Genomic DNA, 17,287 nt, shown 5'->3' with positions numbered 1-17,287 from the left:
GCTAATAGAAATCTTTTAAAGTAGAAAAAAGAGTCCTTCACAGTTAGGACTCTTTTAATTTTTGTTGATAGTAATGTGTTATGTAAAAGGTGTTTAATCTTGAATTTATTAATATTATACAATATTTTTTTAGAAAATAGATTTTTGGTAATATTTCAAAAAATATATATGAATTGTTATCTTTTAGTTTTACGTTTCATAAAAAGAAAAAAAGTCCGAGATATGAAAAATTTTGTGATTATATTTATAGTTATGTCACACATTACATGATCAATTTGTCTTAAATATGAACGTAAAAAAAGAGTACATTTTATAGTCATTTTTTCATTCTAAAGGTACCGAATTATTAAATTTTAAAAAATGTATTATGGAGGTATAGAAATGAGAGTTTTTCTTGCTGGTGCAACAGGTGTAATCGGACGTTCTTTAATTCCTTTGTTAGTAAAAAAAGGTCATGAAGTATTTGGGATGATTCGTGATGACTCGTATGGAAGTGCAGTGACAAAAATGGGTGCAAAGCCAGTGGTGGCAGATGCATTAAATCGAGATGCTGTATTTACAGCACTGGAAAAAGTCAGCCGGATGTAGTGATTCATCAACTTACATCGTTAAGTGCAGGAAGCTTGGTTGATAATGCAAAAATAAGAATTAAGGGAACAGAAAATCTTGTAGATGCTTCAAAAGCGGTGGGAGTTAGACGAATAATTGCACAAAGTATTTCATGGGCATATGAACCTGGAGACACGCCTGCTATAGAAGAAGAAATGTTGGACATTGCTGCTCCGTTTCCACGAAAAACGACGATAGAAGGCATTACGGTGTTAGAAGAAAAAGTTTCTCAAATTCCGGAATTTGTTATACTTCGTTACGGAACGCTTTATGGTCCAGGAACTTGGTATGCGATAGATGGAAAGATTGCCGATCAGGTAAGCCGGAAAGAAGTTGTAGCAACTGATGGTGTATTTTCTTTTCTTCATGTAGACGATGCAGCAAGAGCTGCATTATTAGCTCTAGATTGGCCATCTGGTCCTGTTAACATTGTCGATGATCATCCTGCACCAGGAAATGTTTGGCTGCCTGTTTATGCTTCTGCAATTGGTGCGCCTCAGCCTCTTCGTCAAGCTGGTAGTAATCGTAATGAGCGCGGCGCTTCCAATAAAAAAGCTCGAAAGGAATATGGATGGGAACCCATTCATCCTTCTTGGTCTAATGGGTTTCAACATAATTTGTAGAATTTTTTTAATATAATTTTTGTCATAAGAAGGCCATTTTTGTAAGATTTTTTTTAGCGAAATTTGCATAGGTATACCCTAGGAAATTTTTTCTGGGGTATTTCTTTTTTTATATTATGATAGATTTACGGATTAAAGGGTTTTGGGGAGGGACTACCGTGGAACAAAATAACTTGGATGTAAGTGAATTATACATATTGTACAAATCTTATTTTATTTCTATAGCATACAAAATGCTGGGATCTCTAAGCGATGCCGAAGATATTGTCCATGATATATTTATAAAACTGCAGATGAAAGAAATTCATCCAACTGATATTAAAAACATAAAGTCGTATGTAAGCAAAATGGTTGTAAATCGTTGTGTAAATGAATTACAGTCGAGCAGAAAAAAGAGAAACTTACGTTGGTACTTGGTTGCCAGAACCTATTGTACAGGGCATGCAATGGGACCCTTCAGAGAAAATCATTCAAGATGACCAACTATATTATACATTTGTTGTTCTTATGGAAAAACTCTCTGCTACAGAGAGAGCCGTTTATGTCTTAAAAGAAGCATTAGATTTAAAACATAATGAAATTGCTGACTTACTAAATATTACGGAAATAAATTGCCGTAAAGTGTTTAGCCGTGCGAAGCAGAAAATGAATGTATCTTTCGGTGAGGAGTATACACCATATGAAATTCAACAAGACCAAATCACTAAGTTTATTTCGGCCTTATCGCGAGGTAATGTTCAAGAAATCTCAGAAATTCTTACTAGCGATGTAATACTTATTGCAGATGGGGGAGGGAATGTCGCTACAGCTATTAATCAAATTATTAGTAAAAAACGTGTTCTGGGCTTATTATCTGCAATTGCTACAAAATTTTTCAAAGGAAAAGAAGCACAAGCTATCATGGTAAATAATCAGCTAGGCGCTCTCATATTAAAAGATGAAGAGGTGGTTGGTGTTTTCAGTTTCGCTTGGAAGCAAAATACGAATCAGATTGAGCGAATATTTTATGTTGTGAATCCTGATAAACTTAAGCACATTACTATACATTAAAAGTATAGAGTTGCTCTAAAAGTTGTGAGATGACTGTTAGAGCAACTCTTATTTGTAATAAAAAATGTATTGTATGTAAACTAATCATTTTGGTTAATTTGTATCTTTTCGTAGAAATAATGTTGCTTTTTTCGTAAAGAAAATGACATTAGGATAAATAAGAATAAGATAGAGAAAATAATAAATACGACATATTTAAACATTATCTTTGTCCCGATATACGGACCTACACTAGATCCAAAAAATAAAGTAAATGTATAAAGTGCCATCGCAACTCCTTTTCTTTCTTCGCTTATTTGTCCAATATGAAAAATGATAGAAGGTAATACAATTGAAATTCCTGCTGCAAATATGATTGTATTTATAGAGAGAAAATACATGTTATCCTCTTTCAAGAACAAGAGTATTCCCGTGAAAGTAATGATAAGTCCTAGTGTGACACATTGTATTTATGGAACCAAGTTCCAATATTTTTTATTACATACTATTCGAAAATGCGTAAAATAAAGAATTGAAAAATATTTTAAAACTTTTTGTTGACTTTCTTATTTTTTTGTATAGAATAAACATTAATAAAATGTTTCAGAGATGTGACAGTAAAACGACTGTGAAAGGAAGAGTAGTAATAGGACGTAGTCCAAGCGAGTCAGGGGTGGTGTGAGCCTGATACGAAGCCTGTTATGAAGAACCTCCTGGAGTCGCTAACCGAAATCCTTTTTAGGAAAGTAGACTTAGCCGGGAACTTCGCCGTTACAAGAAGAACAGTATCGAGATATCTCTAGTCTCCGTACTGAATAAGTGAGCAACCTCTGTTGCTAATTTGGGTGGTACCGCGGAACCAAAGCCTTTCGTCCCAGTTTTTTGGGAAAGAAGGGCTTTTTTTATTGGTTTCTTTCCTCACTACATCAAAACATTTTAGGAGGAAAACAACATGTACCAAACATTAATGACAGTAAGAGAAACACAAATCGCAATTAAGGAAGTTAAAACATTTTTTGAAGAGCAATTATCAAAACGTCTTGGATTATTCCGTGTATCTGCGCCATTATTTGTAACGAAAAAATCAGGGTTAAACGATCACTTAAACGGTGTAGAGCGTCCAATTGAATTTGATATGCTGCATTCAGGAGAAGAGTTAGAAATTGTACATTCACTAGCAAAATGGAAAAGATTTGCCCTGCATGAATATGGATATGAAGCTGGTGAAGGTTTATATACAAACATGAACGCAATTCGCCGCGATGAAGAGCTTGATGCAACGCATTCCATTTACGTTGATCAATGGGATTGGGAAAAAATTATTCAAAAAGAATGGCGTACAGTAGATTACTTACAAGAAACAGTACAAACAATTTATGGAATATTCAAAGAATTAGAGGGTCATTTATTTGAAAAATACCCGTTCCTTGGTAAGTACTTACCGGAAGATATCGTATTTATCACATCTCAAGAGCTTGAAGATAAATATCCAGAATTAACACCGAAAGATCGTGAGCATGCGATTGCGAAAGAATACGGTGCAGTCTTTATTAGCGAAATTGGGGGGCGCTGCGCTCTGGTGAAAAACATGATGGACGTGCATCTGACTACGATGATTGGAAATTAAACGGAGATATCTTATTCTGGAATCCAGTACTCCAGTCTTCATTTGAATTATCATCCATGGGCATTCGTGTTGACAGCAAATCTCTTGATGAACAATTAACAATAAAAGGGGAAGATTTCAAACGCGAATATGATTTCCATAAAGGTATTTTAGAGGACGTACTTCCACTTACACTTGGCGGTGGCATTGGACAATCAAGAATGTGTATGTACTTCTTACGCAAAGCACATATTGGCGAAGTTCAAACTTCTGTATGGCCAGATGACATGCGTGAAGAGTGCAAAAAGCAAAACATTCACTTGTTCTAAAAAGAAAACAAGGGATGCAATTGATAAATATACTATAATTAGAAGAGGATACTATGCCCAACATGATGGCATATATCCTCTTTTTTCATACATCTCATACTACATACCTAGAGGTTGAAACTGTAGTCTAACATGTATATAACGATAACGGAACAAATGGTCATTTGTTAAGAAGGGGACGTAGGCCACAGCGGGAGGCGTAACAAGGTGCAGGAAGTGAAAATTTATTGACATAAAACGTGTTATTGGTAGTTAGTCTGCCTAACTTTAAAGGAGAATAAGCTCCTTTATTTTTTTTAAGCATAGCATGTAAAAGACTATGAAATATTTATGAAAAAGTAGGTGGAAACATGACATTAGATTCTCAACGTATTATAGCCTTCCCAGGAATGGGTATGGGTGGCTTCCCAGGAATGGGCATGGGTGGCTTCCCAGGAATGGGTATGGGTGGTTTCCCAGGAATGGGTATGGGTGGCTTCCCAGGAATGGGCATGGGTGGTTTCCCAGGAATGGGTATGGGTGGCTTCCCAGGAATGGGTATGGGTGGCTTCCCAGGAATGGGTATGGGTGGCTTCCCAGGAATGGGCATGGGTGGTTTCCCAGGAATGGGCATGGGTGGTCCTCCAGGAATGGGCATGGGTGGTCCTCCAGGAATGGGTATGGGTGGTTTCCCAGGAATGGGCATGGGTGGTCCTCCAGGAATGGGCATGGGTGGTCCTCCAGGAATGGGTATGGGTGGCTTCCCAGGAATGGGCATGGGTGGTCCTCCAGGAATGGGCATGGGTGGTTTCCCAGGAATGGGTATGGGTGGCTTCTAAGTAATGGTTATACCAATTATGCTATAACCTGGATGTCTAATAATTTATATCAAGATATAAATGACAATGGGTAAAGTTAACCTACGCATCAATCCATTAGTGGAAACTTACCTATTGCCATCTATTAACTTATACAAGCTTTCTTACCTTATCTAAAAATCAAGGCTGATCCTTTTTTATCCCGCATTAACGGGCAGTAAGACCCCTACCTCAAGATTGAGAGAGAAGCGAGGAAGATAGGTAGGGGATAACTGCCCGTAAAAGCCCGATTGGTTCAACTAGCCATGAGTGGGAGATGAAAAAACTCTCCACTGATGGAAGTTTCACTTTATTACTTCACAATTAATGAAAAAACGTTTCTTTAAGTAATAAAGTAAACATTGCAACAAATGCAGCTAAAAACCGCACATACATCTAATCTTTCTTCATTAAAGGAGGCTTGAGTTTGAGAAAAAGAAAAAAGGAGAACACATGACTAATATGTGTTCTCCTTTATTTAGGGAGTTTTGTGATTTAGGTCTTGATAACTTCTCCATCCCTTGTTTTATTTAATTTACTGATACGAGAGGCTCGATTTTTGCCATAAACGATTCATGAAGTGCTTCCACACCTTTTATTAAGTTAAGACGATCAATAACTACAGAGACTTTAATTTCAGATGTACTTACCATTTTAATATGAATATTTTCTTCTTGTAATGTTGAGAACATTTGAGCAGCTACACCTGGATTAGACACCATACCTGATCCAACAATTGATACTTTCGCCAAATGATTTTCATATTCTACAGATTCATAGTGCATAACCTCACGATTTTCTTCTAGTACGGCTAATGTTTCTTTTAAGTCATTCGAATGAATAGAGAAGGATAAATGTACAGTTCCTTCATTTGTAATACTTTGAATAATAATATCTACATTAATATGAGCACTCGCTAATGTAGAGAAGATTGTAGAAAGTTTTCCTTGTTGTAATCCTTTAATCGTTACGCGCGTAATATTGTCTTCAAATGCAATGCCTTTTACGATTGATTGTTGTTCCATGTCACATTCTCCCTTTACGATTGTTCCGTTTTCTTGTTTCATACTTGAGCGAACTTCTAAAATAACATTATGATTTTTCGCAAATTCTACTGCTCTTGGATGCAGTACACCAGCACCAAGGTTGGCGAGTTCTAACATTTCATCATAGGAAATTTCATCTAATTTGTAAGCATCTTTTACAACTCGTGGATCAGTTGTGTAAACACCTGTTACATCCGTATAAATATCACATTTTTTTGCTTTTAATGCTGCAGCTAATGCGACTGCAGTTGTATCAGACCCGCCGCGGCCGAGCGTCGTAATTTCTTGTTCTGCGCTTAATCCTTGGAAACCGGCTACAACGACAATTGTTCCTTTTTGTAAATGAGATTGAATACGCTCTGTATCAATATCGGTAATTCTTGCGCTGCCGTGAACAGATTCGGTTGTAATACCTGCTTGCCAGCCTGTTAGTGAAATTGCAGCATAACCTTTCGCTTGCAGAGCCATTGTTAATAAAGAAATTGAAATTTGTTCACCTGTTGTAAGTAGCATGTCCATTTCTCGTTTGTTAGGCTGATCTGTGATGCCAGCAGCTAAAGATACTAATTCATCTGTATTATGTCCCATCGCGGAAACGACCGCTACAATTCCATGTCCTCTTTCATATTCTTCAATGACTAAATCCGCAACATGTTGAATACGTTCGATACTTCCAACGGATGTACCTCCAAATTTTTGAACAATAATTTCCATCATGAGAGCCCACTTTCAATTTAATATTGGTTAATAAATTAGGAAGAATGTTGTTAAACATAAGATGGGAAATATAGATCCCTTTCATTCCTGTAAGTTACCGAAAGCAAATAAAAAAACACCATCTCAAATAGGTGAGGATGGTGCTGTTACAGGAAAAAGGAAACAGAAAACGGAGCTAATAAAAAACCGCCAAAAAAGAAGACGATCATAAAGAAACATGATCTCTCTTTTTTGTAGATAGCTCTTCATATATACACCGCTGTATATATGACAGTTCTGTTTCTATTCGAAAACAGCCCCAATTTACATGTTCAGAGAAACATATAAATTTCGGCAACTTTTCCTTTCTTCTAAACTCACTGACAATCTCTGTGTCTCCTTTAGAATACTCATAAAAGTTGCAACCTCTATCTCACGTCGTTCGGCGAGAGTGATTGGTTGTATGAAGTTGTTGGTAACATTTGTTCCATAGTAATCAAAATGTTGGGAGAAATCAAGTGGTATAAAATAATTCAGAAAATTAAATCTATTAGAAAGTGAAATGAAAATGATATAAAATATGTTTAAAAGAAGAATTTATAGCAATATTTTACAAAAATATTCTTTATATAGATTATATGGATGGAGCGGTGTGAATGGGGAAACAAAAACCTATTTATGTGCAAACTGAAATAGAAACAACAATGAATGAACTTTGGAAATATACACAAGATCCAAAGATACATACAGAATGGGATGCGCGGTTTACAGAAATATCGTATCTAGATAGAAAAGAAGGCGAACCGCAGCGTTTTTTGTATAAAACAAAAATTGGTTTTGGACTTGAAATTGCTGGAGAAGGAGAATCAATAGGAGAACTACAAAAAGAAGATGGGGGACGAATCTCTTCACTGAAATTTTGGACAGACAGTAAGCTTTCGTTGATTACGGTAGGAAGAGGCTATTGGAAGTATACACCGAATGGGAACAAGATTTGCTTTGAAACGCAGTATGATTATGAAACAAGGTTTGGAAATATAGGAAGGCTTATAGATTCATACATATTTCGTCCGTTATTAGGTTGGGCAACTGCATGGAGTTTTGATGCTTTAAAATTGTGGTTAGAAAAAGGATTTCATCCACGTTTATTATTAAAAAGAGTTGTTACGTATTATCTTGTTTGCTTTTTACTTTCTTTTGTGTGGATTTATCAAGGCTTTATTCCGAAAGTTTTATATACTCACCCGGAAGAGGTACGAATGCTTTCTAGTCTTATTGGTGCAACTGATAATGTTGCATGGATTATTAAAATGATTGGCTTTTTGGAAATCGTGTTTGGAATCGCATGGTTGATACCTTTCCAAAAGAAGAAATTGTTTTTCATTCATATTATTATACTATTGGCATTGACAGCTGCAGCAGGATTCACAAATATTGATAGTTTTATACAACCTTTTAATCCAATTACTTTAAACATCATGCTAATTGGATTCTCAATAATCGGTTATGTAAATAGTGATAACTTACCGCAAGCAAAACATTGTAAGAGAAGCAGAAAGGGGTGAAAGTTTGTCTTCCATTTACGAAACATTATTAGGAGAATCCTATCATCAGTTACATCCAAAATTACAGAAACGTTATGCAATTACAGAAAAATATAGTTTTGTAGGAGAAGGAAGGATGGATGAAATTACAGAAGGCTCAGTTGCTGTAAGAATGTTTTTAAAAGTAGCAGCAAGATTCCGGATGTTCTTTTCAGAAAGAGGGGAAGAAGTACCATTTATCATTCAGAATACTGCAGAGAAAGATAGTAGAGGAGAGGTATTTGTAAGATGGAATCGGATGTTTCTATTTGGTGAAAAAAGCGTTATTTTAATGCTGTTATGTATTTGAATGATAAACAAGATGAAATTGTCGATTATTTCGGTGAACCACATTTGCTCGTATCGACGCTTGCGTTTCATGTTGATGCAAAAGGAGCGATTTATATTTCATCAAAAAAACAATGGTTCTACTTATGTGGAATGAAAATTCCATTGCCAAGGTTTTTATATGGAGAGGCAAAGATTATAGAAAGTTATGATGATGAATTAGATTGTTATCGGATTTATGTACAAGTGCAAAATCCGATATTAGGGCCGCTTTTCTCTTATAAGGGGACGTTTAGAGAAAGGGATGTAAATATATGCGAAATATAATAATCGGTCTCATCTGTTATGTCATTTTTCTCATATTAGAGCGGCCAAAGTTACATCCTGTTGAATCGATTATATTATTGTCAATTCTTCTATTTATTCCGATGGCGTTTTCTATTGTAGATAAGAGAAAAAGAGATGGAGAAGAATTATTCTGTTACAAACTTGCAGCATTTGTTTATCCAATTGCAGCGATAAGTGCGATGCTTGCTTTTGTAACAAATCATTTTCTATTTGCGATAATTTGGTTCATATATACGGGTATTGTAGCATTATTTGGTGTATGTAGATTATTAGAAAGAGGATGGAAACCGCTAGAAGAAACAGCGATTGATAGTGGATTTATGTATTTATTTTTAGGCGGCTTTTGGTTCTTTGTTTCTGTAGCAAACATACCAATTATGCAGTTTAGTTCAGATATCGTCTTACTCACAGCAGCTCATTTTCATTACTCTGCTTTTCTACTCCCTTTATCTGCGGGTTTGCTAGGGAGAAAGCAACAAAAGAAAAGTAAATTATATACGATTGTTATGTTTATTATCATCATCTCTCCGATGACAGTTGCCATTGGCATTACCTATTCGAGAATATTCGAGTTTTTTGCGGTGCTACTCTATCTTATTTCGCTCTATGTTTACGGCATTTTTGTATGGAAAACGAAATTTACATCTATAAGTGCGAAAGTTCTTCTTATCATTTCGTCTAGTACACTTATGGTGACTATTATTTTCTCTCTTTTATACTCATACGGGAATTTCAGAGGAATGATGACTATTTCGATTGTACAAATGGTTTGGATTCATGGGGTTGTAAACGGAATTGGCGTGGCATTACCTGCTTGTATAGGGTGGATGATCGAAAAGAATGATCCGAAATACATTCATTATGGAAAAACAATGAGTCGTATTAAAGGAAAGATGAAAATTGGAGAGAATGTTTTATTGGAAAATAAGCTAATAGAGAAGAACGAATATACAGGTCTTATAAATAAAATGATAGATTTTCATAGTAAACAGTTTAATCCAAAAAGTGTATCACCGCTCATTATTGATTTTTATGAGAATACGAAAAACTATGAATTAAAAGCAACTATTTATTGGTCACGTTGGTTTCAAACATTTGCCTTTCTTTATGAAAAAATAAGTCGACGCGTGCAGCAAATTCATTTAGGAATGGGAAATCGGTTAGAGGTTATGCATGGAGAGATTGTTTCTATAAAAGATGAAAAAGACGGTAGAAATGATGTCAGAGCATGGATTCGGAAAAACGAACAGAATGAAACAATCTTTGTAGCGCTCTACTCTCAGAATGAACATACTGGAGAAACATACATGAATATTGCGCTGCCATTACCATATGCGAATATGACTGGAATGTTGAAACTGCGTAATGATAAGAAAAATCTTATCATTACAAGTCGGTTACGGAACAGTACAAAAGGGGATGAGGGGATTTATTTACATAGCCGCTTTTTTACGATTCGCTTACCGTTAGCTGAAACGTTTGTGATAAGAGAGAAGGATAAAATCACGTTAACAGCACATCATCAAATGTGGATGTTTGGTGTGAAGTTTCTAGAGATTGATTATGAAATAGAAAAAACGATTGCTCGAAAATAGCAATCGTTTTTTTATTGCTAAATAATACGATATAAAATACAAAAATTAACGAAATTTGAATTTTTAGAAAATGATTACATTTAAATGTTATAATGGAATGCAGTATTGTTTTATTTTAGGTAAGGAGGGGACATATGCAAGGAGAGATAGAGATACAAGAACAAAAAAATTCAAATTATATAAGTAATTTATTATTACCTATTACAAAATCACGTCATTTTACTTTTTTATGGATCGGGCAGCTCTTTTCAGTTCTTGGAAGTTCTATTACAATGGTTATTCTTCCGGTGGTTGTATATACATTAACAGGCTCGACAGTCGTTATGGGGATGACAATGGCGATGTATATGCTTCCAAACGTACTTATTTTACCATTTTCAGGACTAATTGTAGATCGTGTTAATCGTGTTAAATTAATGTTATTTACTGATATTGCTCGAGGGATATTAATGACAACGTTAGCAATTCTCATGTTTACTGATACTTTAACTATTCGTATTTTATATGTATTGGTAGCATTGTATGGCTTGATGGAAGGGTTATTTCAACCTGCCTATTCAGCAGTTCGAGCAAGAGTGTTTGTGCCGGAAATTCGGAATGCGGCTAACGCGTTAACCCAGATGAGCAGCCAAGGCGTACGTTTAATTGGTCCGGCACTTGGGGGCCTTATTGTCTCCATCGCATCAGCAGGTATCGGTTTTGGTTTAGATGCATTGACTTATTTGCTTTCTTTTATGTGTTTACTACTTTTGAGGGATTTGACAGCAAAAAAAGCGCAAGACAGGGCAGATAATAAAGTGAACCTAAAAAAAGATTTCATTGAAGGAATTGTAGTATTAAAAAGCCATCCGTGGTTATGGATTACAATTTTAGCATTTTCGTTTATTAATATTTGTCACGCGGGTATCGTAGTCGTATTAATTCCTTGGTTATTTAATATTCATCATCACTTTGAACCTTTAGTTTACGGTCTTGGAATGGCATTTTCTGGCGGGGGTGCTGTTGTTGCTGCTCTTATTTTTGGAGGGAAACAGAAGTGGCATAAACGTGGTTTATTGGCTTATGGTGGTGTTTTAATTAGTGGATTGGCGCTCTTAATAATGCCTTTTGTCTCATGGGCACCAGCATTAATTGGATTAATGGCTATTGAAGGGTTTGGCATTATGATTTTCGGTTTAATTTGGGAAACGAGTTTGCAAGAACTTGTGCCGGAAGAAGCGTTTGGTAGAGTTGTTAGTCTCGATATGCTTGGATCCTTTGCGCTATTACCGTTAGGGTATTTGTTAGTTGGATGGTTGGCCAATATAATTGGTGGTATTTTGACTATCATCATTTTAACGATTGCGGCTATTGTAGTGATCCTGGCCGCTTTATCTGTTCCGAGTATTCGTCAATTTGATTGATGTTTGTTTATATGCCCTTTCTAATTAAAATGATTAACAAAGAAGAAATGCATCATCATCTAGTGCCTTTAATGGGAAGTATGTAAAGTAGAAGGAATTCACCTAAGAAGAATGATAATTTAATATTTTTATCGAGTAATGAATATAGGGTATTATCTATTTTTATTCTTAATTAAATAAGAGGAGGTTCTTATGAAAAAATATATACTTCTAGCAAAGTTTAATCGTGAAGGAAATGTAAATATAAAAAATATTAGTGAACGTTTTTCAAATTTACATAAGAACTATGAACGATTTGGTGGACGTATTTTAACTGCTTATGCCATTGTAGGTGAATATGATATGGTCATCACTTTTGAAGCACCTGACATATTAGCAGTAAAGAAAATTGATTTAGCAGGAAAATTACCAGGAATGGTGGAAACAAAGATTTTCCCACTATTGGATATGGGCGAATTTCAGCAACTAGTAACAGAAATCTAACTTATAAGATATGGTATTTTTTAAGGACGACTAAGTTGGTTTACATTTTCTATATTGGCTTCTTGAATTGTTAGGATTACGAGTTTTTTTATGCTGAGTGAAGCCGATATTCCTTATGAAGAGATTTTAAAAGATTAACAAAGTAAGTAACATGTATGGATTTATTATAGAGACACCTCTCTGTATAGTGAGAGGTGTCTTATTTTTTACTTTGAACAGTATATAAATTTATTCAGAATTAACCAGTAGTAAGCGCCTTGTCTCAAGATTGAGAGAAAACAAAGCAGATAGGTAGAAGATGAGTACCTGTAACCCGCTCTATTCAAAGTTTCACAAAAAATTAGAAATAAATTTGAAAAATTCTCACAAAACGTTCACATATGTTCGATATATTAAAAATCGGAATTATAAACTTACATGTTTATACGAAAAGGGAAGAGCGAGTATCATTTAGGGGAAAACAGAATATGTTTGCAAAACGACAAACGGTAAATCATTCTGCAGAAAAGTATGCAACTCAGTTGGAAGTTTCAAAAGCGCAATCTTTGTATCGAGCTGTATGGCGTTGGCATTTTTATGCCGGTATCATCTTTGCACCTTTTGTAATCTTATTGACAATTACAGGTATCATCTATTTATTTAAACCACAAATTGAAAACATCATATACAAAGATTATTACTATGTACAGGCGGAAAAAGAAAAATTGGCTGCTGAAGAACAAATAGAAATAGTCAAAAAAGCGTATCCAGATGCTTCCGTCACAAAGTACAAGCCCTCCTTTACATCAGATCGTTCAGCAGAAGTAGGAATTATAGATAAGGGAGTCCCGATGACGGTATTCGTAAATCCACATGATGGTAAGATTTTAGGGGGATTAAAGAACGAAGAGAAATTGATGAGCGAAGTGGAACGGATGCATGGCGAGCTTATGATTGGAACGACGGGGGATCGTATTATAGAGATGGCTGCTTGCTGGGCGATGATTTTGTTGATTACTGGCTTATATTTATGGTGGCCGCGTAATAAAAAATCAATTTTTGGTACATTGATTCCAAGATTCTCTAAAGGAAAGCGGACGATGTTGCGAGATTTACACTCTGTTCCAGCTTTCTGGTTCTCGCTGTTCATTTCTATATTCATAATGACGGGACTCCCTTGGTCCGGATTATGGGGAGATTATATTAATAAAATCGCAACGACTACAGAAACGGGATACCCAACAGGACTATGGGATGGTAATTTGCCGCAGTCGATTGTTCCATCTAAAGCGGTGGCGGATGTACCTTGGGCAGCAGAGAAATTACCAGTTCCGGAGTCTAAGGGAAATAAGGCAGCCCCTCTTGCAGTGGCAGACATTATGAAAATAGCAGAAAAAATCATTTAGAGGATGGATATTCAATCACATTCCCTAAGGGAGAAAAAGGTGTGTATACAGTATCCGTTAAGCCTGATAATCCGAAAGGGGAAGCAACGCTGCACATCGATCAGTACAGCGGCAAAATATTAGCAGATTTACGTTTTTCGGATTATGGAATATTGGCTAAGGCGATTTCTATCGGGATTGCGCTGCATGAAGGGCGTTACTTTGGATTAACAAATCAGTTATTAGATCTTGTAATCTGTCTTGCATTACTCGGAATTACTGTAACAGGTTACATGATGTGGTGGAAATGTAAGCCGTCTGGTACGTTAGGTGCGCCTTCTTTACCGAAGAACTTCAAATTAATGAAAGGTGTAGTAGTTCTTATTCTGATACTAGGGATTTTGTTCCCATTAGTGGGCATTTCGTTGCTTGTGGCTCTGGGGCTTGATTGGTTAGTAATAAAGAGAGTTCCGGTTTTGAAAAAATGGTTTAGCTAATATTAATATAGATTAGATTATTTATAGAGTAAGGAGAATAATATGAAAAAGAAAATCTTTTCATATACAGTAGTAAGTGTTTTATTGATAATGTGTATATGCTTGTATATAGATCATAATAAAACGAATGAAACAAAAGTTACATCTACGCTGCCTTGTCATATCAACAAGTAGAGTACAAAAAATAGTGAATCATTTTAAGCGAAATAAGAAAGCCTACTTGCACTTGCAAGAGGGTTTTCTTATTTTTTATCGTAAAGAGCAAATATAACTTCTGCCTCACAAGCGGTTTCCCCATCTACTGTAGCAATAGCATGAGCCTTTGCAATTGAACCACGAACACGCGTCATGTCCACTTCTAAACGTAGCTGATCACCAGGACGAACTTGTTTTTTGAAGCGACAATTGTCAATACCAGCAAAAAGACCGAGCTTTCCATGGTTCTCTTCTTTCATAAGCATAATAACTGCACTTACTTGTGCTAAAGCTTCCACAATCAGGACACCCGGCATAACTGAATAGTTAGGAAAGTGACCAGTAAAAAATCCTTCATTAGTTGTAACATTTTTGATTCCAACTGCGCGTTTTCCTTCTTCTATTTCAATAATACGATCAATTAATAAAAGGGGGAAACGATGTGGAATAATTTCTTTAATTTGTTGAGTATTGAACATGAATCTCTCTCCTTTATACCGTAGCTAGATATTTTAGTTATGTTAATTTCTTAAAATTACATGTTTGAATATTGACAATAATTAGTACCTAGTACTATTATCTAATTATAATACTTAGTGTAAAAATAGTAAAGGGGAATAAATGTATGCAATCAAAAGCAAGAATTACAGCTATTGGTACTTATGTACCCGAAAAAAGCTAACCAATGATGATTTAGAAAAAATAGTAGATACAAATGATGCATGGATTATACAAAGAACTGGAATGAAGGAAAGAAGAATTGCTGGTGATAACGAATATGCCTCTACATTGGCTTTTAAAGCTATTGAAAATTTAGTGGAACGTTATCATAAAAATCTTGTTGACGTGGATTGTATTCTGGTTTCAACAACTACGCCTGACTACGCTTTTCCTAGTGTAGCCTGCCAAATACAAGAATATTTTAATATTCAACATACAGGTGCTATTGATCTCAATGCAACTTGTGCTGGTTTTACATATGGATTACATCTGGCGAATGGTTTGATTACATCTGGTCTTCATCGCAAAATTTTAGTTATAACGACAGAAACCTTATCTAAAGTAACAGATTATACCGATCGAACTACATGTATCTTATTTGGAGATGCAGCTGCGGCTGTTTTAGTAGAGAAGGATGAAGAATTGTCTAGTTTTATAGCTACCCATATTGGGACAAATGGGGAAGGGGGCATGCATGTATATCGTACGAATTTATCTACCACCATGTTTGGAAATCCATTGAGAACACATGGGAAGATGGTTCAAAACGGAAGAGAAGTATATAAGTGGGCAGCACGGACGCTGCCAATTGGGATTAAAGAATTATTATATCAAGCAGAGTTACAACTGGATGAAGTGGATTGGTTTGTTCCACATAGTGCTAATTTACGAATGATTGAATCTATATGTGAAAGATCAGGTTTCCCACTGGACAAAACTTTAACTAGTGTAGAATATATGGGAAATACTTCTTCTGTCTCCATTCCATTAGCATTGGACATCGGTATGAACGAAGGAAAGCTGAAAAATGGAGACACTCTTTTACTGTATGGATTTGGGGGAGGTCTTACGCATGCTGGGCATATTATTAAGTGGCATTTAGCAAAGGAATAGGAGATGATGTATCTAGTAGTAATATAAACAAACGTATTTTGTTGCATTAAAAGTCCTTAGATTTGTAAAATTTAAGGGCTTTTTTTATCTATACATTTAAAATACAACTTGCCCAATCGTACCTAAATAAGTTTCAAGGTCAGTGATGGGTTTCTTGATGGATGCATCTTTTATGTTAAAGGTCAACAGAATTTCTTTGTTATGTTTTAACTCACCTAATAACTCAATGTTATTTTACAATTTTCACTAACAACTTTTCACCTTGAAGGGGTTCTGTTTTTTGCTCTTGCCCTTCTACTTTTATCGTATGTGTTTTCTATGGATACTTTTTTATTTTGGAAAGCAGAGTATCCTCGGATAATAAAGTGACAACGATTCCACCATTTTCTTCGCTTTTTAGTAATGTAATTCCCCCTAATTGTGTGAATTCTTTTATAATAAGAACTCCTGACTTAACTAGGAAATTTATCCCGCATTAACGGACAGTAAGACCCCCACCTCAAGGTTCAGAGAAAAGCGAAGGAGATAGGTGGGGGATAACTGTCCGTAAAAGCCCGATTGGTTCAACTAACCATCAGCAGTGTGGGAGGAAAAAACCACTGATGGAAGTTTCACTTTATAAAAGTTTTTTTGAAAAAACTTTTTTGACCCCTTAAAAATAATGTTCCTTGCGAAATAATTATAGGTGGAAGCTTATTTTATGTGTGAAGTCTATGAAAAAACAAAATTGAGCGACAACTACGTGCGTATGTAGTATATAAATTTTACGCATATACGGGTCTGTATAAATAGAAATTCATTTCTACTAAAAATACTGGAAACCGTATTAGAAAGGGAGATTCAACTTGAAGGAATTTACTGTTTGCTATACTTTGGATAATGATATTAAGAGAGAAAAAATAATAAAAGGATTAGATGTTAAAAAGGAAGAGGTTATACAAGAAGTTTTAGAAAAGATAGAACACGACAAGTTTTTTGTTGCGAAAAGTGATGAAGGGGCTTATATAATAAATTCTTATTTAGTACGTTATGTACGCGTTATAGATGAGAAAGTGTTAGGCCAAATATAATACTCATAATTTAGTAGATAGTAAGCTAACAAAAGGGCTTACTTAATATGGTCTGCAACTTTCATAAGTAAAC

The 17,287-nt window shown here is 35.4% G+C and carries 13 protein-coding genes, 4 pseudogenes, 1 riboswitch and 1 other annotated feature; of the genes and pseudogenes, 14 read left to right on the top strand and 3 right to left on the bottom strand.

The window, feature by feature from the left end:
• The first annotated feature begins 381 nt into the window (after window positions 1–381).
• The 3 genes and pseudogenes from ACEWFJ_RS16255 to ACEWFJ_RS16245 all read left to right on the top strand — a co-directional run bounded on the left by ACEWFJ_RS16255 (window position 382) and on the right by ACEWFJ_RS16245 (window position 2,282).
• A pseudogene (locus ACEWFJ_RS16255) lies at window positions 382–1,232 on the top strand (NAD-dependent epimerase/dehydratase family protein).
• A 116-nt stretch (window positions 1,233–1,348) separates the two neighbouring features.
• Window positions 1,349–1,711, top strand: a complete 363-nt coding sequence (locus ACEWFJ_RS16250; RefSeq protein WP_473689237.1) for a sigma factor — start codon at window positions 1,349–1,351, stop codon at window positions 1,709–1,711.
• Window positions 1,602–2,282, top strand: coding sequence for a sigma factor-like helix-turn-helix DNA-binding protein (locus ACEWFJ_RS16245; protein ID WP_473689236.1), 681 nt, complete (start codon window positions 1,602–1,604; stop codon window positions 2,280–2,282). The genes ACEWFJ_RS16250 and ACEWFJ_RS16245 overlap by 110 nt, the downstream gene beginning before the upstream one ends.
• Before the next feature lie 80 nt (window positions 2,283–2,362).
• On the opposite strand, the gene ACEWFJ_RS16240 is transcribed toward ACEWFJ_RS16245, so the two are convergent.
• Window positions 2,363–2,707: a hypothetical protein gene (locus ACEWFJ_RS16240; protein ID WP_473692557.1), complete on the bottom strand. Its 345-nt coding sequence runs from the start codon at window positions 2,705–2,707 to the stop codon at window positions 2,363–2,365.
• A gap of 173 nt (window positions 2,708–2,880) precedes the next feature.
• Window positions 2,881–3,141, top strand: a binding site (T-box leader).
• Window positions 3,142–3,213: 72 nt separating this feature from the next.
• Between ACEWFJ_RS16240 and asnA the strand changes: the two are divergent.
• Together asnA and ACEWFJ_RS16230 are read left to right on the top strand one after the other, a co-directional pair.
• A pseudogene (asnA, locus tag ACEWFJ_RS16235) lies at window positions 3,214–4,196 on the top strand (aspartate--ammonia ligase).
• Window positions 4,197–4,546: 350 nt separating this feature from the next.
• Window positions 4,547–5,014 carry a hypothetical protein gene (locus tag ACEWFJ_RS16230; protein WP_473689235.1) on the top strand — a complete coding sequence of 156 codons (468 nt, stop codon included), beginning with the start codon at window positions 4,547–4,549 and terminating at the stop codon, window positions 5,012–5,014.
• 548 nt (window positions 5,015–5,562) lie between these two features.
• Here the strand turns inward: ACEWFJ_RS16230 and ACEWFJ_RS16225 are convergent.
• Window positions 5,563–6,792, bottom strand: coding sequence for an aspartate kinase (locus ACEWFJ_RS16225; protein WP_473692555.1), 1,230 nt, complete (start codon window positions 6,790–6,792; stop codon window positions 5,563–5,565).
• A 233-nt stretch (window positions 6,793–7,025) separates the two neighbouring features.
• Window positions 7,026–7,213: riboswitch (Lysine riboswitch) on the bottom strand.
• A 217-nt stretch (window positions 7,214–7,430) separates the two neighbouring features.
• Between ACEWFJ_RS16225 and ACEWFJ_RS16220 the strand changes: the two genes are divergently transcribed.
• The 7 genes and pseudogenes from ACEWFJ_RS16220 (at window position 7,431) to ACEWFJ_RS16190 (ending at window position 14,335) form a co-directional block, all read left to right on the top strand.
• A complete protein-coding gene (locus ACEWFJ_RS16220) occupies window positions 7,431–8,339 on the top strand; it encodes a DoxX-like family protein (protein ID WP_473689234.1) in 909 nt (302 codons plus the stop codon).
• A gap of 4 nt (window positions 8,340–8,343) precedes the next feature.
• Window positions 8,344–8,972: pseudogene (locus tag ACEWFJ_RS16215) on the top strand (DUF4166 domain-containing protein).
• On the top strand, window positions 8,960–10,588 hold the full coding sequence (locus ACEWFJ_RS16210; protein WP_473689233.1) for a YndJ family protein: 1,629 nt from the start codon (window positions 8,960–8,962) through the stop codon (window positions 10,586–10,588). Before ACEWFJ_RS16215 ends, ACEWFJ_RS16210 begins: the two are co-directional and overlap by 13 nt.
• Window positions 10,589–10,722: 134 nt before the next feature.
• A complete protein-coding gene (locus tag ACEWFJ_RS16205; protein WP_473689232.1) occupies window positions 10,723–11,991 on the top strand; it encodes an MFS transporter in 1,269 nt (422 codons plus the stop codon).
• A gap of 192 nt (window positions 11,992–12,183) precedes the next feature.
• On the top strand, window positions 12,184–12,474 hold the full coding sequence (locus ACEWFJ_RS16200; RefSeq protein WP_473689231.1) for a GYD domain-containing protein: 291 nt from the start codon (window positions 12,184–12,186) through the stop codon (window positions 12,472–12,474).
• A gap of 467 nt (window positions 12,475–12,941) precedes the next feature.
• Entirely contained in the window at window positions 12,942–13,859 is a 918-nt protein-coding gene (locus ACEWFJ_RS16195) for a PepSY-associated TM helix domain-containing protein (RefSeq protein WP_473689230.1), read from the top strand.
• Between the two features lie 41 nt (window positions 13,860–13,900).
• Window positions 13,901–14,335, top strand: a complete 435-nt coding sequence (locus tag ACEWFJ_RS16190) for a PepSY domain-containing protein (RefSeq protein ID WP_473689229.1) — start codon at window positions 13,901–13,903, stop codon at window positions 14,333–14,335.
• Window positions 14,336–14,577: 242 nt separating this feature from the next.
• Here the strand turns inward: ACEWFJ_RS16190 and fabZ are convergent, their stop codons facing one another.
• Complete coding sequence (fabZ, locus tag ACEWFJ_RS16185) at window positions 14,578–15,009, bottom strand: 3-hydroxyacyl-ACP dehydratase FabZ (protein WP_473689228.1); 432 nt, start codon at window positions 15,007–15,009, stop codon at window positions 14,578–14,580.
• 146 nt (window positions 15,010–15,155) lie between these two features.
• Between fabZ and ACEWFJ_RS16180 the strand changes: the two are divergent.
• A pseudogene (locus ACEWFJ_RS16180) lies at window positions 15,156–16,144 on the top strand (beta-ketoacyl-ACP synthase 3).
• A gap of 845 nt (window positions 16,145–16,989) precedes the next feature.
• The gene (locus ACEWFJ_RS16175) at window positions 16,990–17,214 is read left to right on the top strand and encodes a hypothetical protein (protein ID WP_098310539.1); all 225 of its coding nucleotides are present in this window, start codon (window positions 16,990–16,992) and stop codon (window positions 17,212–17,214) included.
• Window positions 17,215–17,287: the final 73 nt, after the last annotated feature.

The sequence above is a fragment of the Bacillus sp. EA-CB0995 genome (genome assembly GCF_055814245.1).
This window is presented reverse-complemented; position numbering and strand designations above follow the sequence as displayed.

Excerpts from the sequence above, each read along its gene's own strand:
- ACEWFJ_RS16250 (WP_473689237.1), top strand. The coding sequence starts at position 1,349 with ATGATAGATTTACGGATTAAAGGGTTTTGGGGAGGGACTACCGTGGAA.
- ACEWFJ_RS16245 (WP_473689236.1), top strand. The coding sequence starts at position 1,602 with ATGAATTACAGTCGAGCAGAAAAAAGAGAAACTTACGTTGGTACTTGG.
- ACEWFJ_RS16230 (WP_473689235.1), top strand. The coding sequence starts at position 4,547 with ATGACATTAGATTCTCAACGTATTATAGCCTTCCCAGGAATGGGTATG.
- ACEWFJ_RS16225 (WP_473692555.1), bottom strand. The coding sequence starts at position 6,792 with ATGGAAATTATTGTTCAAAAATTTGGAGGTACATCCGTTGGAAGTATC.
- ACEWFJ_RS16220 (WP_473689234.1), top strand. The coding sequence starts at position 7,431 with ATGGGGAAACAAAAACCTATTTATGTGCAAACTGAAATAGAAACAACA.
- ACEWFJ_RS16210 (WP_473689233.1), top strand. The coding sequence starts at position 8,960 with ATGCGAAATATAATAATCGGTCTCATCTGTTATGTCATTTTTCTCATA.
- ACEWFJ_RS16205 (WP_473689232.1), top strand. The coding sequence starts at position 10,723 with ATGCAAGGAGAGATAGAGATACAAGAACAAAAAAATTCAAATTATATA.
- ACEWFJ_RS16200 (WP_473689231.1), top strand. The coding sequence starts at position 12,184 with ATGAAAAAATATATACTTCTAGCAAAGTTTAATCGTGAAGGAAATGTA.
- ACEWFJ_RS16195 (WP_473689230.1), top strand. The coding sequence starts at position 12,942 with ATGTTTGCAAAACGACAAACGGTAAATCATTCTGCAGAAAAGTATGCA.
- fabZ (WP_473689228.1), bottom strand. The coding sequence starts at position 15,009 with ATGTTCAATACTCAACAAATTAAAGAAATTATTCCACATCGTTTCCCC.